Genomic DNA, 23335 nt, shown 5'->3' with positions numbered 1-23335 from the left:
GGATGTCCTAGTATTCAGCCGCCAGGTCAGCCAAGGGGCAGTCATGAGCACAACCATTCAGCACTTCATCGACGGTAAGCGCAGCAACCTCAGCAGCTCGCGCACCGCGGACGTCTTCAACCCCAGCACCGGTGAGGTGCAGGCCCAGGTGCTGTTGGCGTCGGCCGCCGACGTCGACACCGCAGTGGCATCGGCCGTCGAGGCGCAGAAGGAGTGGGCCGCCTGGAACCCCCAGCGCCGGGCCCGAGTCCTGATGAAGTTCATCGAGCTGGTCAACGCCAACGTCGACGAGCTCGCCGAGCTGCTGTCCATCGAGCACGGCAAGACCGTCGCCGACTCCAAGGGCGACATCCAGCGCGGCATCGAGGTCATCGAGTTCGCGATCGGGATCCCGCACCTGCTGAAGGGTGAGTTCACCGAGGGCGCCGGCGGCGGCATCGACGTGTACTCGATCCGCCAGCCGCTCGGTGTGGTCGCCGGCATCACCCCGTTCAACTTCCCGGCGATGATCCCGCTGTGGAAGGCCGGGCCCGCGCTGGCATGCGGTAACGCCTTCATCCTCAAGCCTTCCGAGCGCGACCCCTCGGTGCCGGTGCGCCTGGCCGAACTGTTCCTCGAAGCCGGCCTGCCTGCGGGCGTGTTCCAGGTCGTTCAGGGCGATAAGGAAGCCGTCGACGCGATCCTGACGCACCCCGACATCAAAGCCGTCGGCTTCGTCGGCAGCTCCGATATCGCGCAGTACATCTACTCCACCGCGGCGGCCAACGGCAAGCGCTCGCAGTGCTTCGGCGGCGCGAAGAACCACATGATCGTGATGCCCGACGCCGATCTCGACCAGGCCGTCGACGCGCTGATCGGCGCCGGCTACGGCAGCGCCGGTGAGCGGTGCATGGCCATCAGCGTCGCTGTCCCGGTCGGTGAAGAGACGGCAAACCGGTTGCGCGGCAGGCTCGTTGAGCGGATCAACGAGCTGCGCGTCGGACACAGCCTGGACCCCAAGGCCGACTACGGCCCGCTGGTCACGAGCGCCGCGCTGCAACGGGTACGTGACTACATCGACGCCGGCGTCGCCGCCGGTGCCGAGATCGTGGTCGACGGCCGCGAGAAGACCAGCGATGAACTGACTTTCGACGACGCCAGCCTCGAGGGCGGGTTCTTCATCGGCCCCACGCTGTTCGACCACGTCACCACCGACATGTCGATCTACACCGACGAGATCTTTGGTCCGGTGCTGTGCATCGTGCGCGCACACGATTACGAAGAAGCTCTGCGGCTGCCGACCGAACATGAATACGGCAACGGTGTGGCGATCTTCACCCGCGACGGCGACGCCGCCCGCGACTTCGTCTCCCGCGTGCAGGTCGGCATGGTCGGCGTCAACGTGCCGATTCCGGTTCCGGTGTCCTACCACACCTTCGGCGGCTGGAAACGCTCCGGCTTCGGTGACCTCAATCAGCACGGGCCGCACTCGATCCTGTTCTACACCAAGACCAAGACCGTCACCGAGCGGTGGCCGTCGGGTATCAAGGACGGGGCCGAGTTCGTCATCCCGACAATGCAATGAGCTTCCTGACGCTGGACGACGACGATCGTGTGATCGCCGAGACGGCGGCCGCGTTCGCTGTCAAACGTCTTGCGCCGCATGCCTTGGACTGGGATCACTCCAAGGAGTTCCCGGTCGAGGTATTGCGAGACGCCGCCGAGTTGGGGATGGCCGCAATCTACTGCGCCGAGGATGTCGGCGGTAGCGGGCTGCGGCGCCTGGACGCGGTGCGGATCTTCGAGCAGTTGTCGACCGCCGACCCCGCGCTGGCGGCATTCCTGTCGATCCACAACATGTGCGCGTGGATGGTCGACACCTACGGCACCGACGATCAGCGCAAGTCGTGGATACCCCGGCTCGCGTCGATGGAGGCCATCGCGAGTTACTGCCTCACCGAGCCGGGTGCGGGATCGGATGCCTCGGCATTGCGTACCAAGGCGGTTCGTGACGGCGACGCCTACGTCCTCGACGGGGTCAAGCAGTTCATCTCCGGCGCGGGCAGCTCGGACGTGTACATCGTGATGGCCCGCACCGGCGCCGACGGCCCCCGCGGCATCTCGGCGTTCATCGTCGAAAAGGACACCCCCGGGCTGAGTTTCGGCGCCCATGAGGAGAAGATGGGCTGGAACGTTCAGCCCACCGCCCAAGTGATCCTCGACGGGGTGCGCGTACCCGCCTCGGCGATGCTCGGCGGACCCGAGGGCGAGGGCACCGGCTTCGGGATTGCGATGAACGGCCTCAACGGCGGACGACTCAACATCGCGGCCTGTTCGCTCGGCGGCGCGCAGACCGCCTACGAAAAGGCCGCAAGCTATCTGGCCGACCGGCAGGCATTCGGCGGTGCATTGCTCGACGAGCCGACCATCCGATTCACGCTGGCCGATATGGCCACCGCGCTGGAGACGTCGCGACTGATGCTGTGGCGCGCGGCCGTCGCCCTGGACAACGACGAGCCGGACAAGGTCGCGTTGTGCGCGATGGCCAAGCGCTATGTCACCGACGCGTGCTTCGAGGTGGCCGACCAGGCGTTGCAGCTGCACGGCGGCTACGGCTATCTGCGGGAGTACGGGATCGAGAAGATCGTCCGCGATCTGCGCGTGCATCGAATCCTGGAGGGCACCAACGAAATCATGCGCGTGGTGATCGGGCGAGCAGAAGCCGCCCGGGCACGCGCATCGGCATGAGGCAAAGGAGCCATACATGACGACGATCGCGTTCCTGGGGCTTGGCCACATGGGCGGGCCGATGGCGGCCAACCTGATCAACGCCGGCTACACCGTGCGCGGCTTCGACCCGGTGCCCGACCTGCGTGCGGCCGCCGAGCAGAAGGGCGCGACGGTGTTCGACGCCGGCGGTGCTGCGGTGTCCGAGGCCGACGTCGTCATCACCTCGCTGCCCAACGGTGCGATCGTGAAAGCTTGCTACGCCGAAGCACTTCCGGCCGCGAACCCGGGCACGCTGTTCATCGACACCTCGACGATCTCCGTCGACGACGCCCGTGAGGTCAACGCGCAGGCCGCCGCTGCCGGGATGGCTCAGCTCGATGCTCCCGTCTCCGGCGGTATCAAGGGCGCGACCGCCGGCACATTGGCGTTCATGGTCGGCGGCGAGGCCGACGCCTTGGACCGGGCGCGACCGGTGCTGGACCCCATGGCCAGCAAGGTGATTCACTGCGGTTCGTCCGGGGCGGGTCAAGCCGCCAAGCTGTGCAACAACATGGTGCTCGCCGTGCAGCAGATCGCCGTGGGTGAAGCCTTCGTTCTGGCCGAGAAGCTGGGCCTGTCCGCGCAGTCGCTGTTCGACGTCATCACCGGTGCCACCGGCAACTGCTGGGCGGTGCACACGAACTGCCCTGTGCCCGGCCCGGTTCCGACCTCACCGGCCAATAACAACTTCCAGCCGGGCTTCGCCACCGCGCTGATGAACAAGGACCTCGGTCTGGCGATGAACGCGGTGTCCTCGACCGGCGCCACCGCGCCGCTGGGCACGCACGCCGCCGAGATCTACGCCAAGTTCGCGCAAGAGCACGCCGACCTGGATTTCAGCGCGGTCATCGAAACCCTGCGCTAGAAATCCCCCGCGTGGTGGCGCAGGGTCTCGATCGATGCCACCAACGCACGGGCTTCCGGTGCCGCCATGCCGATATCGGCGAACACCTGCTCGTTGAGCGTCGCGGTGGCGTCCTCGACCGTCGAGCGGCCCAGCTCGGTGATCTCGACCAGCGTGGTGCGCCCGTCGGTGGGATGTGGCACCCGCTTGACCAGCCCGTCGGCCTCCAGCCGGCGAATGGCATGCGTGACGCTGGTGACGTGCACCTGCAGGCGGTCCGAGGCCTTGGTGATCGGCAGCGCGCCGGTGCGGCTGAACGCCAACAACCGCAACAGCTCGAACCGCGAGAAGCTCAGATCGTAGGGCCGCAGCGCGTTCTCCACCCGGGCCAGCAGGATCTGATGCGCCCGCATCACCGAGGTCACCGCCACCATGCCCTCGGCGACATCACCCCACCCGGCGCGCTCCCAATTGCGCCGCGCCGCGGCGATCGGGTCCGGCTTGGGGGACGGAAGTGATTCGGCCATCCGCCCATTCATACCGCATCGACGTACCCCCGTAGGGCACTACCGTCGTTCGGCCACCGCCCCGAGCACCGCTCGGGTCGACCACCGGTCCCCCACCGTGATTCGGACGCCGCCGTCGGCGTAGTGACGGACCCGCAGACCGGCAGGGTCGAAGACCTCTCGCCACGGGCGGTGGGCGGGCGGCAGGTACACGAAGTTGGCATGCCCTTCGGTGACGTATACGCCCATCGCGCGCAGTCGCATCCGCAGGTAGCGTCGCTCGGCGGCGATCACCCGAATTCGGCGCTGCAATTGGCGTTCCGCGTCGTAGGATGCCGCGACGGCGACCAGGCTGGTGCTGTCCATGCCGAACGGCAGCTGCATCCGCCACAGCCGGCTCGTCAGATCGGCGGAGCCGAAACCGTAGCCGATCCGTAGCCCGGCCAGACCGTACGCCTTGGAGAACGTCCGCAGCACCAGCACATTCGGGTACTTGCGGATCAGCATCCGTGCGTCGAGCCGGAATCCGGGTGCGACGAACTCGATGTAGGCCTCGTCGAGCACCACGATGGTGTCGCTCGGTACCGCGGCGAGAAAGCGATTCACCTCGAACGTCGACTCGATCGTTCCGGTCGGATTGTGCGGCCGGCACAACACCACCACCTTGGCGTCGGCCGCCGTATCGGCCAGCGCATCCAATTGGTGACAGCCGTGCTGATCGAGCGGCACCATCACCGGCTGCAGCCGGGCCATGCCGGCCATGATCGGATAGCCGTCGAAGGTCGGTGTGGCCATGGCGATCCGATCGCCCGGTTCGGTCACGGCGTGCAACAGCTGCATGGCGACGCCGGTGGCACCCGGACCCAACACGACCTGTTCCTCGGCCAACCCGATCCGGGTGGCGATGAGCCGTCGGAGGCGCTCCGGCAGGAACTCCGGATACCTGTTCGCCGAATCGATTGCGCTGATCAGCGCCGAGCGCACCGCAGGCAGCGGCGAGAACGGATTCTCGTTGAGCGACAACGCCAGTGGGTCAACAGCGTCGGGCAGGGCGGCAACCGTGTCCTCGGCGACCCTGATCATGGTTGTCATCAGGCAGCCCGACCGCCCCAGCGGACCGCGGCCGCGCCGGCGAAGTCACCGGCGTGGGCGAACGCTGCCATCAACACGGTGTCGCCGGCCGAGATCCGGCCGTCGCTGATCGCCCGGTCGAGGTTGATCGGAATACCCGCGCCGAACAGGTTGCCGCACTCATCAAAAGTGTCGACGTGCCGCTCGGCGGGCAGCTCCAACGCTTCACGCCAGTTGCGCAGGAACACCCGGTTGGGCTGGTTGGTGACGAACAGATCGAGATCGCGCGATTTCATGCCGATCCGATCGCAGACCGCCAGCGCCACCTCGGGCACCTGACGGTTGCCGCGGGCCAGCACTTTGGTGATTTTGGATTCGGTGAACCCGATGTACCCCTCGGCTTCTCCGGGCTGCCACCACTTGCGGGGTGGGTCGAAGGCGATCGTCATGTCCCCGGCGAATTCACCGTATGTGCGCGTTTCGACTTCAAGGATCGGCGACTCGGCGGACACCGCGACCAGGCCCACGGCAGCACCGTCACCCGGCACCGCGGCCTGGGCCTTGCGGCGTACTGTCGGCTGCTCGAAGACCTGGCCCGCGGCGTTCTGCGCGATCGCCACCAGTGCGGTCTGCCCTGCGCCCGAGGACAACAGCTGGCGAGCCACCTGCAGTCCCAGCACGAACGCGGCACAGCCGCCGTTGTGCAGATCCAGCACCCAATTCGGTCGCATACCAAGCCGATGCGCGACTGCGCCGCCGCCACCGTAGAACGGCATGTCCGGCATCTGGGTATGCGTGATCAGGATGTCGGCGCCGGTGATCACGTCCTCGCCGTGCCGCTCTATCAGCCCGGCGGTGGCGCGCTCGATCATGTCGGTCGCGGTCTCGTCGGGAGCGACGTGGTGGCGGAACTTGGGCGCCCGGAACATCAGGTTGTCGCGGAGTTCGTCGGAGTCGGCGAACTGGGCGTAATACTCGGCCGGGATCGGATCGCCCGGCAGGTAGCTCGATACGTCGAGCAGGCTGACGTTGGGATGGCTCATGGCAGTGCTCATTTCATCCACTCGGGGGTTATCGGCAAGCCGTTGCGATGCCGATACTCGGCAATGGCTTTGAGGTTCTGCAGCTCCAGCGCGTGACCGGCGCCGAACATGTCCCAGAAGTCGCCGACCCACACCGGACGCTCCGGGGGTGCTGTCTCCGGGTAGGGATTGTCGTCATAGAACGGGTGGTGGCAATTCGTCCACAGCACAACCGAACCCGGCTTGTTCAACACGACCTGCGCGTCGACCACCCGCATCAGGTAGATCATCCACAGATGCTTGCCCTGATCCCACGCGCAGTGATAGTCCACGGTGCGCGCTTCCGGGTTCGCCTCGGTGCGGGTGAAAATCTCTGTCTCCGAGCCCAATCGGTCATAGGCGACCCACAGCCCCGGCTCGTCGGTGGTCTCGAAGCCGCGCAGGCTGTATGTCCACTCCTCGAGCGAGCGGGTGTCGGAGAGGTATTCGTAGAGCTCGTCGGGCGGGCAGTCGACGTAGTCGTTGACGGTGCAGTATGGGCCGAAGACCTCGTCATGCGGGTACACCGACCGCATCATCTCCATGATGATCGGGGTGGCCTGTTCTCGCGGAGAGGTCTCAATTCTCGTGACTCCCTCGATGGGGTCGACGGATCCGGTGTGGACGACGATGTCGTCAAGCGCGGGCAGCGACATGGGTGGTGCTCTCCTCCGCAATAGGGCTTTCGGATTGCCGCAACGCGGCCAGAAACGGCGCGAAGGGCGGGATTTCGTCGGCGGAGCATTCGATGCTGACGACCGACGGTCCGTCGCTCGCCACAGCGGAGCCGAGCGCGGCGTGCAGTTGCCCGGGCTCAGCGACGTCGACCGAGGGCAGTCCCGGGAACATGGCCGCGAGCCCCGCGCCCAGGTTGCTGGCACGGAACCTGTTGTAGCTGTACAGGTCCCGGTAGTACAGCTGCTCCCGCGTCACACACATGGCATGGGCGTTGTTGTTGAACAGCACGAAGGTGATCGGCAACCGATACTGCCAGGCGGTGTGGATCTCCATGCCATGCATGAAGAACGAGCCGTCGCCGGCGACCACCACGACCCGCCGGCCCCGCCCGAACGCCATGCCGATCGCAGCTCCGAAGCTGTATCCCATGCCACCCATGCCCAGGGCGACGACGAATCGGCCGGATCTGCGCACCGGCAGGGTGTGGATGGCCGCCGCCCCGGTGTTGCCCGCGTCGATAACGATGTCGACATCGTCGGGAAGCACGGCGTCGAGCGCGGAAACCGCGTCGCGGTACCGGATTCCGTCCCCGGCGAACTGCGGCGGGATCAGCTCCCGGTGGCCGACGGTCTCGGGCACCGACAGTCTATGCGGCCGACCACCGCCGGACAGCATCATCGCGAGTTGTCCCAGCGATGCCCGCAGATCGTCGGTGCGGATATGGGTGCACGCCAGGTACGGCGCTGTCGAGCCGAGCGACATCACCGGCACCGACGTCATCGCCTCATCCAGACCGCTGCGTGCGGTCACGGTGAAGCGGGTGCCCACGATCAGGCACAGAGCACTGTCGCGAATGGCATCGGCAATCCCGGGATGACCCATCACCCCGGTCACGCCCAGCGAGGACGACGAGCCAAGGCCGGGCGAGCCGCTGACGTCCTTGGCATCGGGAACGGTCGCGACCCGGGCGCGCAACAGGGCACGCAGCCGCTCCAGTTCCAGGCGGGCATCGTCGCGCGCCACCTGTTCGCCGGCGATGATCGTCACCGGTCCACGGGCCCGGCGCAGCGCGCGGGCGATCGGCCACGGATCACCCACCACCGGCAACTCCGGGGCCGACGACAGCCGACTCCGGACCGGGATCAACGCCTGCTGAATGTCTTTGGGCAGCAACACGACCGCCGGTCCACCACGCCAGGCTGCGGCGATCGCCTCAGGCAGCGCGGTGATGATCTGGTCGGCCGACGTGATGCGCCGGCAGTACACCGACACCGCCGAGAACAGCGCGTGGGCGTCCAGCGAACCGTTACGTCCACTGGTGTCCTGGAAACTGCCACGCCCATCCATCGCTATCGGCGGCTGGCCGACCAGCGCCAGCACCGGCACCCGACTGGTCAGCGATTCGCCGAGTCCCGGAACAAGATTGAGTGACCCACCGCCCGAGGTGGCCATGACGACCCCGAGACCGCAGCCGGACCTGCTGTAGCCGTCAGCCATCGTCGCCGCGGAGAACTCGTGTTTGGCCAGCACCACGGTGACAGAGGAGTGGAAGTGGGCGGCGTCGTAGAGATCCTCGATGTTCGCACCGTCGACTCCGAACATGTGCTCGACACCGGTGGCCGCGAGTTGGTCGACGATGTAGTCGACCACGCGTTGGCGCTCGTCCATCTCAGATCACCCATCCTCCCCGGCCCTGCCATTGACACGAGGGCTGGATCGGTTCGGTTCACGGAACCGCGCACTGATCGATCGAAAAGTGCTTGTGGGTAAGGCTTTTGACTGATCGACAGATCAGTGCGGACTACAGACTTCGCTGTAGCAGCACGTCGCCGGTCTCGACCTTGACCACCTGCACCGCGGAGATCTTCTCCATCGGCATCGAGGTGCTGCCGGTGGGTGAGGCCGATTCGCCTTCACGGGCCATCCACGTCGCCAGCTGGACTCGGCTGCCGTCGCGGCCGACGGCATACATCGCCAGCTTGTCCGCGTCCTCGTGTGCGCCCGCGCCGAGCTCCTCGCGATAGGTGCACGTCATCTCGATGTGAGTGCCCCACCCCATCGGAGTCACCTGCAGCGTCGCCTCGAACGACGACGGCATCACCGGCGTCATGCTGACCGTCGCAGCCGACACCTGCGGCGCGGGCGTCGGCGTACCGAACGGCGCGGGCTTGATCGCGACGAGGATTCCGACCGCCAGCACCGCGGCGGCCGCGGCGGCCACCGACCAGGTGACCCAGCGTCCCCGGCGCCGGCGCCGGCGCACCTCGAACAACACCCCGTCCAGCAGTTGCGGACGCAGCGGCGGGGGTTCGATCCCGCCGGTGTCGATGGCGGTCACCTCGTCGGGACTGAGCATGGCCAGCAGCGCGGGCATGCCACTGAGCTCACCGACCGATGTCCGGCAGGGCACGCATCCACTGAGATGCGCTTCGTACTCGCGGCGCTCGGTGCTGGACAGCGACCCCAGCACGTAGGCGGCGTCCCAGGTTTCGTACGGATCGTTCATCGGGTCACCCCCATCTCCTGCAACGTCAGCCGAAGCGCGCGCACCGCGTAGTGCAGCCGCGACTTGACCGTCCCCTCGGCGATCTGAAGGTCGGCCGCGATCTGCGCCGTGGTCCAGCCAAGATAGTAAGAGCGGCGGACCACCGCGCGATGATCGGGCGACAGCTGAGCCAGCGCATCCCCGATGAGTAACCGGTCGAGCGCGGTGTTGACCTCGTCGGGTCCGGCGGGCTCCGGCGCCCCCTCGGTGTTCAGCGAGTCGGTTTCCCTGCGGAACCGGGCGCTGCGCCGTTCGTCGATGATCATGTTGCGGGCGACGGTGAACAACCACGCCCGGGCGGAACGCTCGGCGTCGCCGGCCACCTCGGGGTGTTGCCAGGCCCGCAGCAGCGTCTCCTGGACCACGTCCTCGGCGCGCGCCGGATCGCCGGTGAGCCGCAGCGCGTAGCGCCACAATGCGGCCGCGTGCTCCTCGTAGAGCACCCGCACCAACGCCGCCTCCGGGTCGTCCATCATCAACCTCCCGGTTGAGACACGTAACCGGTGACTGTCTGGTTCACAGTGTGCGCCGCAGCGGGCCGCCCAGCCTCGAAATCGACCTCAGGGTCGTGATCCGGGCCGGTTCACAGCCATGGCGTCGATCTCGGCGCGGATTACGCAGTGAGGATGCGCGGGCCGTCGTCGGTGACCGCGACGGTGTGTTCCCAGTGCGCCGCGCGCGACCCGTCGGCGGTGACGACGGTCCACTCGTCGGCCAAAATCCGGGTCTTGGTGGTGCCCAGCGTCAGCATCGGTTCGATCGCCAGGACCGAACCGGCCACCAGCATCGGTCCGCGGCCGGGCTCGCCCTCGTTGGGCAGGAACGGATCCATGTGCATGGCCCGACCGATCCCGTGGCCGCCGTAGCCGGCGACAATGCCGAATCGGCGTCCGTAGGTCTGCTCGGCGGCGCGGGTGCCGGTCTCGATGGCGTGCGAGACGTCGGTGAGCCGATTGCCCGGGATCATCGCCGCGATACCGGCTTCCATCGACTGCTTCGTCGCGGCCGACAGCGCTTCGTCCATCGCGATCAGCGGCCCGATCCCGAAGGTGACCGCGGCGTCGCCGTGCCAGCCGTCGATGATCGCACCGCAGTCGATCGACACCAGGTCGCCGGCCGCGAGCTTCTCATCCGGCGTCGGAATGCCATGCACCACACGGTCATTGACCGACGAGCAGATGCTGGCCGGGTAGCCGTGGTAACCCAGGAACGACGGTGTGCCGTTGGCCTTGCGGATCACCGACTCGGCGACGTCGTCGAGATCCTTTGTCGATACCCCCGGTGCGGCCGCGGCCTGAACAGCGCGCAGGGCTGCGGCCACCACGGCGCCCGCAGCCGCCATCGCGTCCAATTCACCCGGCGTGCGGGCGGGAACGGTCTTGCGGTTACGCAGCCCGGGCAGGGAAACCATCGAAAATCAGCGACCGAGGGCGTGCAGCGCCCGGGCGAACACCTCGTCGAGGCTGCCGACGGCGTCGACGGTCTTGAGCTCGTCGGAGTAATAGTCCAGCAGCGGCGCGGTCTCGTCCCGGTACACCTTGAACCGGTTGCGGATCACGTCCTCGGTGTCGTCGGCGCGGCCACGGCCCTTGAGCCGCTCGACCAGCTCGTCCTCGGGCACCCGAAACTCCAGCACGGCGTCGAGCTGCAGGTCGCGCTTGGCGAGCATCTGCTTGAGCGCCTCGGCCTGCTCCACCGAACGGGGGAAGCCGTCGAGGATGAAGCCACCGGCGACATCGGCATCGTTGAGCCGGTCGTCGACCAGTTCATTGGTCAGCGATGCCGGGACCAGGTCGCCGGCGTCGAGGTACTTCTTGGCCTCCAGCCCCAGCTCGGTGCCGGTGCTGATGTTGTGCCGGAACAGGTCACCGGTCGAGATCTGCGGTACCCCGAGCTTGTCCGCCAGCTTGACCGCCTGAGTTCCTTTGCCCGCGCCCGGCGGTCCCAGCAGAACGATTCTCACTTCAGGAACCCTTCGTAGTTGCGCTGCATGAGCTGGCTCTCGATCTGTTTGACCGTATCCAAGCCGACACCGATCATGATCAGAACCGCGGTACCGCCGAACGGCAGGTTCTGGACGCCGCCGCTATTACCCATCTGCAGGAACACGTTCGGCAGAACGGCGATCACACCCAGGTAGATCGAGCCGGGCAGCGTGATCCGGTTCAGCACGAAGCGCAGGTAGTCCGCGGTCGGCTTACCCGGCCGGATACCGGGGATGAACCCACCGAACTTCTTCATTTCGTCGGCACGCTCGTCGGGGTTGAACGTGATCGACACATAGAAGTAGGTGAAGAAGATGATCAGCCCGAAGTAGATGCCGATGTACACCGGATCGGCGGGGTTGGTCAGGTAGTTCGCGACGAAGCGATCCCACCAGCCGTTGCTCGGGGTGGTGCGCCCGCTTTGGATCAGCTGAGTGATCAGGTGCGGAATGTAGATCAGCGACGACGCGAAGATGACGGGGATGACGCCGGCCTGGTTGACCTTGAGCGGCAGATAGGTCGACGTGCCGCCGTACATGCGGCGGCCGACCATGCGCTTGGCGTACTGCACCGGGATACGGCGCTGACCCTGCTCGACGAACACGACGCCGATGATGATCAGCAGGGCGGCCGCGCAGACGGCGGTGAAGATCAGGCCGCCGCGGCTGTCCAGGATGCTCTTGCCCTCGGCGGGGATACGGGCCGCGATACCGGCGAAGATCAGCAGCGACATGCCGTTGCCGATGCCGCGCTCGGTGACCAGCTCGCCCATCCACATGACCAGCGCGGCACCCGCAGTCATCACCAGCACGATGATCACCAGCGAGAAGATGCTCTGGCTCTGCAGGATCTGCAGCGTGCAGCCCTGCAGCAGACCGCCGTTGGCGGCCAGCGCCACGATGCTGGTGGCCTGCAGGATGGCCAGCGCGATCGCCAGGTAGCGCGTGTACTGGGTCATCTTGGCCTGGCCGGCCTGACCTTCTTTACGCAGCTGTTCGAAGCGCGGGATCACCACCGTCAGCAGCTGCACGATGATGCTGGCGGTGATGTAGGGCATTACGCCGACCGCGAACACCGTCAGCTGCAGCAGCGCGCCGCCGGAGAAGAGGTTGATCAGCGAGTAGATCTGTCCGCCGGCGCCACCACTCACCTGCTCGATGCATTGGTGGACGTTCTTGTAATTGACCCCGGGGGACGGCAGTGAGGCGCCGACCCGGTACAGAATCACAAGGCCCAGCGTGAACAGGATCTTTCGCCTCAGGTCGGCCGTCCTGAGCGAAGAGATGAAAGCCGAGAGCACTCTTCCTCCTGGGCAGCCGGACGTGAATCTCAGCGTGCCAATGGGGCTGGCCTGGCCAGCGTTCGGGTAATCCTGCCTAGCGCCGATCGCCGCCAGGTTTCCTCCCGCGGCACCGCTCGCTCAAACAGTCTACGAGAGTAACAGTTGGCCCAGGCAGGGCGGGAATCCGCGGATCGGCTCCACCCGGCAGGCTGGGGCGCAGCGATACCGCGGGCGCCTCGCGCTCACAGCGGTCCCACAGCGGGAACACCGTACAGTCGGTAGTGGTTATATTGGCTAAGTATAAGTTGCAGCAGTAAGGGCCTGACGATGACGCGTACCGACAATGACACCTGGGACCTGGCATCCAGCGTGGGAGCCACCGCGACTCTGGTCGCCGCCGCCCGCGCCGCGGCGAGCCGCGAGGACGAGCCTCTGATCGACGATCCGTTCGCCGAACCCCTGGTGCGCGCCGTCGGCGTCGACTTCTTCACCAAGATGGCCAGCGGAGACCTGGCGATCGCCGACGACGAGGCGGCGATGGGCGTGACCCGGATGACCGACAACATGGCCGTGCGGACCAAGTTCTTCGACGAGTTCTTCCTCGCCGCGGCCGAGGCCGGTGTGCGCCAGGTCGTCATCCTCGCCTCCGGTCTGGACTCCCGCGCCTATCGGCTCGACTGGCCGGCCGGCATGGTCGTCTATGAGATCGACCAGCCCGAGGTGATCGCGTTCAAGACGCAGACCCTCGCCGAGCAGGGCGCCTCACCGACGTGCGACCGCCGGACCGTGGCGATGGATCTGCGCAACGACTGGGCGACCGCGCTGCGCGAGGCCGGCTTCGACCCGCAGGCCCCGACGGCCTGGAGCGCCGAAGGCTTGCTGGGCTACCTGCCCCCGGAGGCGCAGGATCGCCTGCTGGACACCATCACCGACTTGTCCGCCCCCGGCAGCCGGGTCGCCATCGACACCGCGCCACCGTCGAACCCGGACGAGCAGGAAGAGTCGCGGGAAAAGATGGAGAGCATCTCCCAGCACTGGCGCGACAACGGCTTCGACCTCGACTTCGGCTCACTGGTGTATCTCGGCGAGCGCAATGAGGCCAGTGACTACCTCGAAGGCCACGGCTGGAAGACCGATCGAGCCGCAGTCAACGACCTGCTGGCCGCGGGCCGCCGCGGAACCTTCGGCGAGCACGAGCCGATGGGCAAGCTCTACTACCTCAGCGCTGTCTACGGCGGCGACCGATGAGCCGCAGCGATTCGGACTCCTGGGACCTGGCCACCAGCGTCGGCACCACCGCCACCATGGTGGCCGCCGCCCGTGCAGTGGCCAGTCGGGAAGAGAACGCCCTCATCGACGATCCGTTCGCCGCACCCCTGGTGCGCGCCGTCGGCATCGACGTCTTCACCAAGATGGTCGACGGCGACCTCGATCTGCGTGAAGTCGAGTCCGAGAACACCGCCCGGGTGATGACCGACGTGATGGCGGTGCGAACCCGCTTCTTCGACGACTTCTTCCTCGACGCGGCCGCGGCCGGAGTGCGCCAGGCGGTGATCCTGGCCTCCGGCCTGGACTCGCGGTCGTACCGGCTGGATTGGCCGGCCGGCATGGTGGGTCTTCGAGATCGACCAGCCCCAGGTGATCGACTTCAAGACCGAGACGCTGGCCGCTCTGGGCGCCTCCCCCACCGCCGAGCTTCGCTCGGTGAGTATCGACCTGCGCGAGGATTGGCCGGCTGCCTTGCGCGCCAACGGTTTCGACGACACCAAGCCGACCGCATGGAGTGCCGAGGGCCTGCTGGTCTATCTGCCGCCGGAGGCTCAGGATCGGTTGTTCGACAACATCACCGAGCTCTCCGCGCCGGGCAGCCGGATCGCCACCGAATACCACCCGGACGGCGGCGCCGGCCTGGCCGCGCGCTCCAAGGCGATCAGCAGCCAGTGGCGTGAGCGGGGCCTGGATCTCGACATGGCCGATTTGTTCTACGCCGGCGACCGTAATCCGGTCATCGGTTATCTCGAACAGCAGGGCTGGCAGGTCAGTGCCCGGGCCCGCGAGGAGATGTTCGGCGTCTACGGCCGGCCCTTCCCCGAGACCGAATTGACCGAGTCCCTGCGTAATTCTGTCTCCGTCACCGCAATTCGGAAGTAACACCATGTGCCAAACCCACATCCGCTACGAGGGCGACACCTGGGACCTCGCGTCCAGCGTCGGCGCCACCGCGACATCGGTGGCGGCATCGCGCGCGCTGGCGTCTCGAGGTCCGGACGCGCTGATCAACGACCCCTACGCCGAGGCACTGGTCAACGCCGTCGGCGTGGAGTCCCTGATTCGAGTTGCCAACGGCGAAGCCAACATCGAAGACGATCCGATGCTCAACCGGCGCCGCATGACCGAGCAGATCGCCGTGCGAACCCGGTATTTCGACAACGTCTTCACCAATGCGGCCCGCGACGGTATTCGGCAAGCGGTCATCCTGGCCTCGGGTCTGGACACCCGCGCCTACCGGATGAGCTGGCCGGCCGGCTCGGTGGTGTTCGAATTGGACCAGCCGCAGGTCATCGAGTTCAAGACCCGCGTGATGGCCGACCTCGGGGTGTCCCCCACCGCCGATCGCCGCACTGTCGCCATCGACCTGCGTGATGACTGGCCGACGGCGTTGCGGGAGAACGGTTTCGACGTCGACCAGCCGACGGCGTGGATCGCCGAGGGCCTGTTGATCTACCTGCCGCCGGAGGCGCAGGACCGGTTGCTCGACAACGTCACCGCGCTGTCGGCTCCGGGCAGCCGCTTCGCCACCGAGTTCATGGCCGCGGGAACGACGCTGCCCGACAGCTGGCGCGACCGATTCAAGAAGTATTCGTCTCAGATCGGCTCGGACATCGACCTGCCCGCGTTGTTCTACGACGGCGAGCGCAATCCGGCCGGTGACTACCTCGCCGAACGTGGTTGGCGGATCAGCACGCTGACCACCCGGGAGTCGTACGCCGTCAACGGATTCGAGATGCCCGACGACGAGACACTGGTGCAGTTCAGTGACAGCACCGGTTATCTGACCGCCACCCTTTCCTAGGAGCACGCATGGCTCGCACCGATAACGACAGCTGGGACCTGACCTCGAGCGTCGGCGCCACCGCGACGGCGGTCGCCGCCGGGCGCGCTCTGGCCACCAAGGACCCGCGGCGCCTGGTCGATGACCCGTTCGCCGATCCCCTCGTCCGGGCGGTTGGCATCGAGTTCTTCGTCAAGCTGATCGACGGCGACGTCGACACCTCGGCATTCGGCGAGCTCGCCCCCGAGCGCATGCAATCGATGATCAACGGAATGGGCGTGCGCGCCAAGTTCTTCGACGACTACTTCGCCGCCGCGACCGCCACGGGCATCCGGCAAGCGGTGATTCTGGCCTCGGGCCTGGACGCACGCGCCTACCGGCTGCCCTGGCCGTCGGGCACCACGGTGTTCGAGATCGACCAACCCGACGTCATCGAGTTCAAGACCGGTGTACTCGCCGGAATCGGCGCCGAGCCCGCCGCGCAGCACCGCACCGTGGGCATCGACCTCCGCGAGGACTGGCCCGCCGCATTGCGCGCCGCCGGCTTCGATCCCAGCGTGCCCACCGCGTGGGTGGCCGAGGGGCTGCTCGTCTACCTGCCGCCGGAGGCGCAGGACCGGTTGTTCGACACGATCACGGAATTGAGCGCGCCGGGCAGCATGGTCGCCACCGAATTCGTGCCCAGCATCATGGATTTCGACCCCGAGAAGGGCACAGCGATGACGGCCCAAGCCCGCGAACAGGGTCTGGATATCGACATGGGGTCACTTGTCTACGCCGGCCCGCGTAGCCACGTCATCTCCTACCTCGGCGAGAAGGGCTGGGATGTCACCGGAATTCCCAGTGACGAGCTGTTCGCACGCAATGGTGTGCCCGCCCCATCCGAGCGGGGCGACAACGATCCGTTCGGCGAAATCGTCTACGTCAGTGCCACTCTGGGCTGAACCCCAGCCACAGCGCGCTGGTCCCGGTCAGCGCACGCTCACCCTGATCGACCACTCCCCTGATCGACTGGCCCATCAACACCGCGATGGCTTCGGGCAGCGACGCAGCGGCAGGTTGCGAGGAGGGCTTGGGGCGCAGGAAGTCTCGCAGTGACGAGCTCGGATAGCTGACCAGTTCAGCCTTGGTGTCGGCGTCGATCCCGGCGAGCACCTTGGCCCGCCGCACCGCGGTCCGCAGCCCACCGAGTTCGTCGACCAGGCCGCGCTCGAGAGCGTCGGCTCCGGTCCACACCCGCCCCTGCGCGACCTCCTCGACGGCCTCCACCGACATGTGCCGGGCCTGCGCCACCCGCTGCACGAAATCGGTGTAGAACAAATCCGCCTCGGCTTCCACCAGGGCCTGCTGCTCCGGGGTGAACGGCGCATTGACCGACCAGGCGTCCGCATTGTCATTGGTGCGCACACTGTCCGAGCCGACACCCAGACGCTCCTTGAGTCCGCGGGCCACCAGCTTTCCGGTCAGCACTCCGATCGACCCGGTGATCGTTCCCGGGTTGGCGACGATGGCATCGGCGGCCATCGCCACGTAGTAGCCGCCCGACGCGGCGACCGCACCCATCGAAGCCACCACCGGCTTGCCCTTCGCGCGTACCCGGGCGACTTCCCGCCAGATCGTCTCCGAGCCCGTCACCGATCCGCCCGGGCTGTCCACCCGCACGACGACGGCATCCACGTCATCATCGGCGGCCACCTCGCGAAGCGCCGCGCCGATCGTGTCGCCACCGGCACTGGACCGCCCGAACGGCAGGCCCTGCGGACCGCCGCGACCGCTGACGATCGAGCCTGCGACGGTGACCACCGCGATCCGCGGGCGCTTCTTGCGGCCCGGAACCGACGGCATCGACAGCTGCGGGCCACCCTTACCCGCCTGTGCGTAGCGGGACAGGTACAACCGCGGCGGGGCGTTGTCGCTCGCGTCGGCGTCGCCGGATTCTGGTGAAATGCCTTCAGCACCAACGAGTTCAGCGATGCGGCTGTAGGCCTCGTCGCGGAAACCGATCCGGTCGACCAGATGCCCGTCGACGGCCGCGTCGCGCAGCAACGGCGCCCGGTTGGCGAGTTCGTCGACCGCCGCCACGTCGATCTTGCGGGACTCGGCGATGGCCTGCCAGACCTGGCTGTGCAGGCTGGCGATCAGCCGGGAATCGGCCTCCCGGTGGGCATCGGTGTAGTGGTCCTGGGTGAACAGGTTGGCCGCCGACTTGTATTGGCCGCGGGCGACGAACTGGGCTTCGATACCGGCCTTGTCGAGGGCGTCACGCAGGAACAGCGCGTTGGTGGCGAACCCGATCAAACCGACGGTGCCCGTCGGCTGCATCCACACCTCGGAGAACGCCGAGGCCAGGTAGTAGGACAGGGTGCCGGGATAGGTCTCGGCCCACGCCAGCGAGGGCTTGGTTTCAGTGAACGCGGCGATGGCGGCCCGTAGTTCCTGCACCGGCCCGGCCGGGGCGGCCGAAAGCTGCACTCGCGCAATCAGTCCGGCCACCCGTGGATCCTCTGCGGCGCGATGGATCGCGGCGACCGCGTCGCGCAGCAGCATCGTCCGGCCGCCGCCGGTGATGAAGGTCAGCGGATCGAAGCTGCTGGACTCCGGCGGCACCGTGTGCAGATCGAGCTCGAGGATGCAGCCGTCGGGAACCCCGTGGTGGCGGGCGGTGTCAATGCGCCGCAGCGCGTCGCGAAGGTCGTCGGCGCCCGGAACGGCGGGCAGGAAGGCGAACATACAGTCGAGGTTACCCACGCCGACGCGGGTGCCCGCGGTTGCGCTCGTACGGTGGAGGGGTGAGGTACTCGATCTCGATACCGCAGCTTGATGCCGACGGCTTCGACGGCGAGGGCCTGCACAGCTATCTGACGCGCGCCGAGGAGCTCGGATTCGAGGGCGGCTGGACCATCGAGCAGATCATCGGCCCGACGCCGATGATCGCACCGATGGAGCTGCTGGCTTGGGCCGCGGGGTGCACCACCACCCTGCGGCTCGGGGTGGCCGTGCTCATCACGTCCCTGCACGACCCGCTGCAGCTGGCGTCGACGGTGACCGCCGTCGACCGGCTCAGCCATGGCCGTCTCGACCTCGGCGTGGCGCCCGGCGGTGGCCGTCGCAAATTCGAGGCGTTCGGCGTCGACCCGAAGACCTTCATCAGCAGCTTCACCGAGGGCTTGGAGTTGATGAAGGCGGCCTGGTCCGACGAGCCGCGAGTGACGTTCCACGGCCGCTTCCGCGACGTCGACGATCTGCCGATCTCTCCGAAGCCGGTGCAACGCCCGCATCCGCCGATCTGGTTCGGCGCCAACGCCCCTCGCGCGATCGCCCGCGCGGTACGCCACGGTGATGCGTTCATGGGAGCGGGATCGTCGACGACCGAGAACTTCGCGACCGCGGTGCAGACCGTGCGTGCCGAACTGGCCGAGCAGGAGAAGGATCCACACACCTTCCGGATCGGCAAGCGGGTGTACCTGATCGTCGACGACGACGACGCGCGCGCCCGCGAGCGGGTGCTGAGCGGGCTGCGTCGGATCTACGGCTCAATGCCGGGCGTGGACGCGGTCCCGGTGTCGGGCACGGTGTCCGATGTCGTGCGCGGTCTGCGCGAGGTGATCGATGCCGGCGCGCAGACACTGCTGCTCCATCCGGTCGGTGCGAGCCTGGCCGAGGATCGGGAGCAGATGGAACGCCTTGCCGCAGAGGTCATTCCGCAGTTGAGCTGACACTTTCGAAAAACTTTCGCGATAGCGGGCTACGCGCCCGACTTGCCAGCTAACATCCTCCCCGGCAGAGGCGTCAATAACTTTCTAGTCGGGGGCTGGTCGATGGCAACGCGCGCACGTGAGACCGATCCGATCGAAGGCGTGAAAGCACAACGCACGCACAACACGCGGCTGTGGTTGAACGCCGGGGCGGTGACGCTGGGCGTCGGCGCGGCCATGGTATCGGCGGCGGCCGTCGCCTCCGCCGACACCGGATCGTCATCGGGCGCCCACTCCTCCGCCAGTTCGACCTCGAACACTTCAACGTCGAAGTCGACGACACCGGGTAAGGCGAAGAGCGCGCGCAAAGTCGCGAACAAGCCCGCCGGCCCCGCCCGCAGCGCCACAACCGCGAAGTCGTCGACACCGCCGAGCGCGATCTCCTTGGCCGAGAGTTCGACCACATCAGCGGCAAGTGTCGCCGCGCTTGCCACGCCGACACCGAACAAAATCGTCCAGGATCTGGCGGAGTTCGGGCACAACGTCTACCTGACCGTCGCGAATCAAGTCGCCGGTACTCGGGCCAACCTCGACGTGCTCCGCGACGACCTGGCCAACGTTTTCGGTATCTCCCGCGTCACCATCACCACACCCGGCGTCTACGGCAACCCGACGCTCAACAAGCAGTACTACGTGGGGATGCAGGACTACTATGCTGCCCCGCTCTCCACGGTGGCGATGGCATACGGACAGCTAACGGGGGCGGCGCCCGATCTCCCGGCCTTCATCACCGCTGCGTTGAACACCGAAAGTGTTGCCTATCCCGGTTATAAGATCTACCGCGGGTCCGACGCGAAGTGGTTCGTCAGGTGGACGGACAGTTATGAACTATTGCAGGACAAGGACGTTCGAATCACGTCGAAGTCCTACAGTCAGCAGACCAAAGCCATCAATGCGTTGGCGGCAGGGCTGCAAGACCCGACCAAAGTGATAATCGCGGCCATCAATGGCCCGGTCGACGGGGTCACCGGTGCGGGCGAGAAGACCGTGATCGTGATCGGGCTCGATACCACCCAGAACCTCGTCACGATCAACGACCCAACCCAGGCCGGCGGCCAGGGACTCCAGATGAGTCTCGAGGACTTCACCGACCAGTGGAGCAAGCAGAGCTTCAGACTCGTCACCGCGCAGCTGGCCTCCTCGTCCTCGACTCCACTCCCTGCACCGGCGACCAAACTGGTCTGGTCACTGCCTGCACCCAACGACATCGGCCGGGCTCTGGACAGCGCCGGGAAGAACGTCGCCCTGCTGGTCGTGCATCAAATCCAAGGCGCTCAGGCCAATCTCGGCGATCTCGCGAATGACCTCAGCTACGTGTTCGGGGTTGCCGATCCCAACATCGCCCCGCCGTCGCCGGACAGCGTCGAGTACGGAAATTACGCCAAGAACTACCCGTACTTTGTCTACCAAGGCAATTACCCGACCTGCCTGCTCATGGCAACCGCGGCGATCATCGGTCAGCTCAGGGGCGGCGCGATGCCACCGGATCTTGGCCAGCAGATCCTCGCCCAGGCGACCTCCACACCAAGTGGTGTCTATCCCAACCAAATGATCTATGAGCCCGACGGTACCGGGGACAACGGCTTGCATTGGGGCACAAACACCGCGGATGCGCTCAAGCTCCTGAACATGAATGGCGTCAACGCCGACTGGACCACATATCTCAAGGGCGAAGGCGACGTGGCGATGGACGCCATGACCGCAGCCCTGAGCCAGAACCAAGGGGTGATCGTCTCGGTTGCCAGCAATGTCATCTGGAACGCATACACCCGGCGCTACTTCGACCGCACCACCTTCCAGCCGGGGCCCAGGGGTGTGCAGCGCGACCACGACGTCGTGGTTATCAGCGTCGACCTGACCAAGAAGGTTGTGTTCATCAACGACAGCGCTATGCGCAACGGTCAGGGATTCCCCGTGCCGCTCGATGAGTTCATGAAGGCCTGGCAATACAGCGGCTACAGCACGGTGACCGCCGAACTGCAGACCACCTGAGAACGAAAAAGCCCCCGCCGAGGCGGGGGCTTTTTCGTTGTGTGCCTTTACAGTTCGGTGGCCGAACCGCCTGCGGCGGTGATGGCCTCGCGGGCGCTGCCGCTGAACTTGTGGGCGGTGACGTCGACCTTGGCGGTCAGCTTGCCGTCACCAAGCACCTTCACGAGCACGTTCTTGCGAACCAGGCCCTTCTCCACCAGGTCGTCGACACCGACGGTGCCGCCCTGCGGGAACGCCTTGTTCAGGTCGCCGACGTTGACGACGGCGTACTCGGTGCGGAACCGGTTACGGAAACCCTTGAGCTTGGGCAGCCGCATGTGGATCGGCATCTGCCCACCCTCGAAGGTCACCGGCACGTTCTTACGGGCCTTGGTGCCCTTGGTGCCACGACCGGCCGTCTTACCCTTGGAGCCCTCACCGCGACCGACGCGGGTCTTCGCGGTCTTGGAGCCGGGAGCCGGCTTCAGGTCGTGCAGTTTGATGACGCTCATTTGACTTCCTCCACCTCTACGAGGTGATGCACGACGTTGATCAGTCCGCGCGTCTGCGGGTTGTCCTCGCGAACCACCGACTGGCGAATCTTCTTCAGGCCCAGGGTCCGCAGGCTCTCACGCTGCTTCCAGCGGGTACCGACGATCCCGCGCACCTGGGTGATTTTCAGCTCTGCCATGGTTATGCGCTTCCTTCACGCGCGGCTGCAGCAGCCAGCGCTTCGCTCTCCCGACGGGCGCGCAGCATGCCGGCCGGCGCGACGTCTTCGATGGGCAGCCCACGACGGGCGGCCACCTCTTCGGGACGCTGCAGCAGCTTGAGCGCGGCAACGGTGGCATGCACCACGTTGATCGCGTTGTCACTGCCCAGCGACTTGGCCAGAACGTCGTGCACGCCAGCGCATTCCAGCACGGCACGGCACGCGCCACCGGCGATGACACCGGTACCGGGGCTGGCCGGACGCAGCATCACGACACCGGCTGCGGCCTCGCCCTGCACGGGATGGGTGACGGTGCCACCGATCAGCGGGACGCGGAAGAAGTTCTTGCGAGCTTCCTCGACACCCTTGGCGATCGCGGCGGGCACCTCTTTGGCTTTGCCGTAGCCGACGCCGACCAGACCGTTGCCGTCACCGACGATGACCAGGGCGGTGAAGCTGAAGCGCCGACCACCCTTGACCACCTTGGAGACTCGGTTGATCGTGACGACGCGCTCGAGGTAGTTGCTCTTCTCGCCGCCGTCGCGGCCACCACGTCCACCGCGGTCGCCACGGTCGTCGCGACGGCCACGGCCGCCACGGTCGTCGCGTCCGCCGCGCTGGGTGTCGGTACGGGTGCCGGCTGAGGGGGCGCCGGTATCCGGCGCGCTGCCGGCTGCGGTCTGCTCCGCCATCATGCGGTCCTTCCGTTGTTCGTCATTAGAATTTGAGTCCGTTCTCGCGAGCCGCGTCGGCCAGCGCCGCGATGCGGCCGCCGTAGGTGTTGCCACCGCGGTCGAACACCACAGCTTCGACGCCCGCCGCCTTCGCGCGCTCGGCGATCAGCTGACCGACCCGCACGCTGTGGGCCTTCTTGTCGCCCTCGACCGCACGCACGTCAGCCTCGATGGACGACGCCGCGGCGATCGTGGTGCCGTTGCCATCGTCGATGAGCTGAACGTGGATGTGCCGCGAGGAGCGGTTGACCACGAGGCGGGGCCGCTCGGCGGTGCCGACGACCTTCTTGCGCAGCCGGTTGTGCCGACGGAGGCGCGAAACCCGGCGTGCGGCCGAGACACTCGTGCCGACCGGCTGGCGATCGGTGGCTGCCTTCTGTGCTTGAGCCAT

24 protein-coding genes and 1 pseudogene are annotated in these 23335 nt (G+C 66.8%); 9 read left to right on the top strand and 16 right to left on the bottom strand.

Features of this window, described 5'->3' with window-relative positions; genetic code table 11:
* Positions 1–43 precede the first annotated feature (43 nt).
* From K0O64_RS05380 to mmsB, 3 genes are read left to right on the top strand one after another with little or no spacing between them, the layout of a single operon-like run.
* Positions 44–1564: a CoA-acylating methylmalonate-semialdehyde dehydrogenase gene (locus K0O64_RS05380; protein ID WP_096310225.1), complete on the top strand. Its 1521-nt coding sequence runs from the start codon at positions 44–46 to the stop codon at positions 1562–1564.
* A complete protein-coding gene (locus tag K0O64_RS05375) occupies positions 1561–2727 on the top strand; it encodes an acyl-CoA dehydrogenase family protein (protein WP_096310223.1) in 1167 nt (388 codons plus the stop codon). The genes K0O64_RS05380 and K0O64_RS05375 overlap by 4 nt, the downstream gene beginning before the upstream one ends.
* A gap of 16 nt (positions 2728–2743) precedes the next feature.
* Positions 2744–3613, top strand: a complete 870-nt coding sequence (gene mmsB / locus K0O64_RS05370) for a 3-hydroxyisobutyrate dehydrogenase (protein WP_096310221.1) — start codon at positions 2744–2746, stop codon at positions 3611–3613.
* Here the strand turns inward: mmsB and K0O64_RS05365 are convergent.
* The 10 genes from K0O64_RS05365 to secY all read right to left on the bottom strand — a co-directional run bounded on the left by K0O64_RS05365 (position 3610) and on the right by secY (position 12738).
* Entirely contained in the window at positions 3610–4119 is a 510-nt protein-coding gene (locus tag K0O64_RS05365; RefSeq protein WP_071947445.1) for a MarR family transcriptional regulator, read from the bottom strand. The two genes, mmsB and K0O64_RS05365, sit on opposite strands and share 4 nt — an antisense overlap.
* Positions 4120–4158: 39 nt before the next feature.
* A complete protein-coding gene (locus tag K0O64_RS05360) occupies positions 4159–5190 on the bottom strand; it encodes a pyridoxal phosphate-dependent aminotransferase (protein ID WP_071947446.1) in 1032 nt (343 codons plus the stop codon).
* Positions 5190–6212 carry a 3-oxoacyl-ACP synthase III family protein gene (locus K0O64_RS05355; protein WP_071950074.1) on the bottom strand — a complete coding sequence of 341 codons (1023 nt, stop codon included), beginning with the start codon at positions 6210–6212 and terminating at the stop codon, positions 5190–5192. Before K0O64_RS05355 ends, K0O64_RS05360 begins: the two co-directional genes overlap by 1 nt.
* Positions 6213–6220: 8 nt before the next feature.
* Complete coding sequence (locus K0O64_RS05350) at positions 6221–6886, bottom strand: DUF8713 domain-containing protein (protein ID WP_071947447.1); 666 nt, start codon at positions 6884–6886, stop codon at positions 6221–6223.
* Complete coding sequence (locus K0O64_RS05345) at positions 6867–8576, bottom strand: thiamine pyrophosphate-binding protein (RefSeq protein ID WP_096310219.1); 1710 nt, start codon at positions 8574–8576, stop codon at positions 6867–6869. The genes K0O64_RS05350 and K0O64_RS05345 overlap by 20 nt, the downstream gene beginning before the upstream one ends.
* 133 nt (positions 8577–8709) lie before the next feature.
* The gene (locus K0O64_RS05340) at positions 8710–9414 is read right to left on the bottom strand and encodes an anti-sigma factor family protein (protein WP_071947449.1); all 705 of its coding nucleotides are present in this window, start codon (positions 9412–9414) and stop codon (positions 8710–8712) included.
* Positions 9411–9926, bottom strand: a complete 516-nt coding sequence (locus tag K0O64_RS05335) for a sigma-70 family RNA polymerase sigma factor (RefSeq protein ID WP_071947450.1) — start codon at positions 9924–9926, stop codon at positions 9411–9413. Before K0O64_RS05335 ends, K0O64_RS05340 begins: the two co-directional genes overlap by 4 nt.
* Before the next feature lie 140 nt (positions 9927–10066).
* Positions 10067–10864 carry a type I methionyl aminopeptidase gene (gene map / locus K0O64_RS05330; protein WP_071947451.1) on the bottom strand — a complete coding sequence of 266 codons (798 nt, stop codon included), beginning with the start codon at positions 10862–10864 and terminating at the stop codon, positions 10067–10069.
* Between the two features lie 6 nt (positions 10865–10870).
* On the bottom strand, positions 10871–11416 hold the full coding sequence (locus K0O64_RS05325; RefSeq protein ID WP_071947452.1) for an adenylate kinase: 546 nt from the start codon (positions 11414–11416) through the stop codon (positions 10871–10873).
* A complete protein-coding gene (gene secY / locus K0O64_RS05320) occupies positions 11413–12738 on the bottom strand; it encodes a preprotein translocase subunit SecY (protein WP_071947453.1) in 1326 nt (441 codons plus the stop codon). The genes K0O64_RS05325 and secY overlap by 4 nt, the downstream gene beginning before the upstream one ends.
* Before the next feature lie 309 nt (positions 12739–13047).
* On the opposite strand from secY, the gene K0O64_RS05315 reads away from it, so the two are divergent.
* From K0O64_RS05315 to K0O64_RS05300, 4 genes and pseudogenes are all read left to right on the top strand, one after another.
* Positions 13048–13968: a class I SAM-dependent methyltransferase gene (locus tag K0O64_RS05315; RefSeq protein ID WP_083542714.1), complete on the top strand. Its 921-nt coding sequence runs from the start codon at positions 13048–13050 to the stop codon at positions 13966–13968.
* Positions 13965–14871, top strand: a pseudogene (locus K0O64_RS05310) (class I SAM-dependent methyltransferase). Before K0O64_RS05315 ends, K0O64_RS05310 begins: the two are co-directional and overlap by 4 nt.
* Before the next feature lie 4 nt (positions 14872–14875).
* Complete coding sequence (locus K0O64_RS05305; RefSeq protein ID WP_071947455.1) at positions 14876–15793, top strand: class I SAM-dependent methyltransferase; 918 nt, start codon at positions 14876–14878, stop codon at positions 15791–15793.
* Positions 15794–15801: 8 nt separating this feature from the next.
* On the top strand, positions 15802–16716 hold the full coding sequence (locus K0O64_RS05300) for a class I SAM-dependent methyltransferase (protein WP_071947456.1): 915 nt from the start codon (positions 15802–15804) through the stop codon (positions 16714–16716).
* Here K0O64_RS05300 and sppA read toward each other — a convergent pair.
* Positions 16697–18502 carry a signal peptide peptidase SppA gene (sppA, locus tag K0O64_RS05295; RefSeq protein ID WP_096310215.1) on the bottom strand — a complete coding sequence of 602 codons (1806 nt, stop codon included), beginning with the start codon at positions 18500–18502 and terminating at the stop codon, positions 16697–16699. The genes K0O64_RS05300 and sppA overlap by 20 nt on opposite strands.
* Positions 18503–18561: 59 nt before the next feature.
* Here sppA and K0O64_RS05290 point away from each other — a divergent pair, with 59 nt between their 5' ends.
* Complete coding sequence (locus tag K0O64_RS05290) at positions 18562–19488, top strand: LLM class flavin-dependent oxidoreductase (RefSeq protein WP_220046188.1); 927 nt, start codon at positions 18562–18564, stop codon at positions 19486–19488.
* Positions 19489–19517: 29 nt separating this feature from the next.
* On the opposite strand, the gene K0O64_RS05285 is transcribed toward K0O64_RS05290, so the two are convergent.
* The gene (locus tag K0O64_RS05285; RefSeq protein WP_220046187.1) at positions 19518–19931 is read right to left on the bottom strand and encodes a hypothetical protein; all 414 of its coding nucleotides are present in this window, start codon (positions 19929–19931) and stop codon (positions 19518–19520) included.
* Here K0O64_RS05285 and K0O64_RS05280 point away from each other — a divergent pair.
* A complete protein-coding gene (locus K0O64_RS05280) occupies positions 19912–21519 on the top strand; it encodes a hypothetical protein (protein ID WP_220046186.1) in 1608 nt (535 codons plus the stop codon). The two genes, K0O64_RS05285 and K0O64_RS05280, sit on opposite strands and share 20 nt — an antisense overlap.
* 47 nt (positions 21520–21566) lie before the next feature.
* Here the strand turns inward: K0O64_RS05280 and rplO are convergent, their stop codons facing one another.
* From rplO to rplR, 4 genes are read right to left on the bottom strand one after another with little or no spacing between them, the layout of a single operon-like run.
* A complete protein-coding gene (gene rplO, locus K0O64_RS05275) occupies positions 21567–22010 on the bottom strand; it encodes a 50S ribosomal protein L15 (RefSeq protein WP_071947460.1) in 444 nt (147 codons plus the stop codon).
* Positions 22007–22189: a 50S ribosomal protein L30 gene (gene rpmD / locus K0O64_RS05270; protein ID WP_071947461.1), complete on the bottom strand. Its 183-nt coding sequence runs from the start codon at positions 22187–22189 to the stop codon at positions 22007–22009. The genes rplO and rpmD overlap by 4 nt, the downstream gene beginning before the upstream one ends.
* Before the next feature lie 2 nt (positions 22190–22191).
* A complete protein-coding gene (rpsE, locus tag K0O64_RS05265; protein WP_174714106.1) occupies positions 22192–22902 on the bottom strand; it encodes a 30S ribosomal protein S5 in 711 nt (236 codons plus the stop codon).
* A 25-nt stretch (positions 22903–22927) separates the two neighbouring features.
* Complete coding sequence (rplR, locus tag K0O64_RS05260; RefSeq protein ID WP_071947462.1) at positions 22928–23335, bottom strand: 50S ribosomal protein L18; 408 nt, start codon at positions 23333–23335, stop codon at positions 22928–22930.

The organism is Mycolicibacterium pallens, from assembly GCF_019456675.1.
In the GTDB taxonomy this organism is placed as follows: domain Bacteria; phylum Actinomycetota; class Actinomycetes; order Mycobacteriales; family Mycobacteriaceae; genus Mycobacterium; species Mycobacterium crocinum.
Note: the sequence above shows the minus strand (reverse complement) of the source record. Positions and strands in the feature narration are given on the sequence as shown.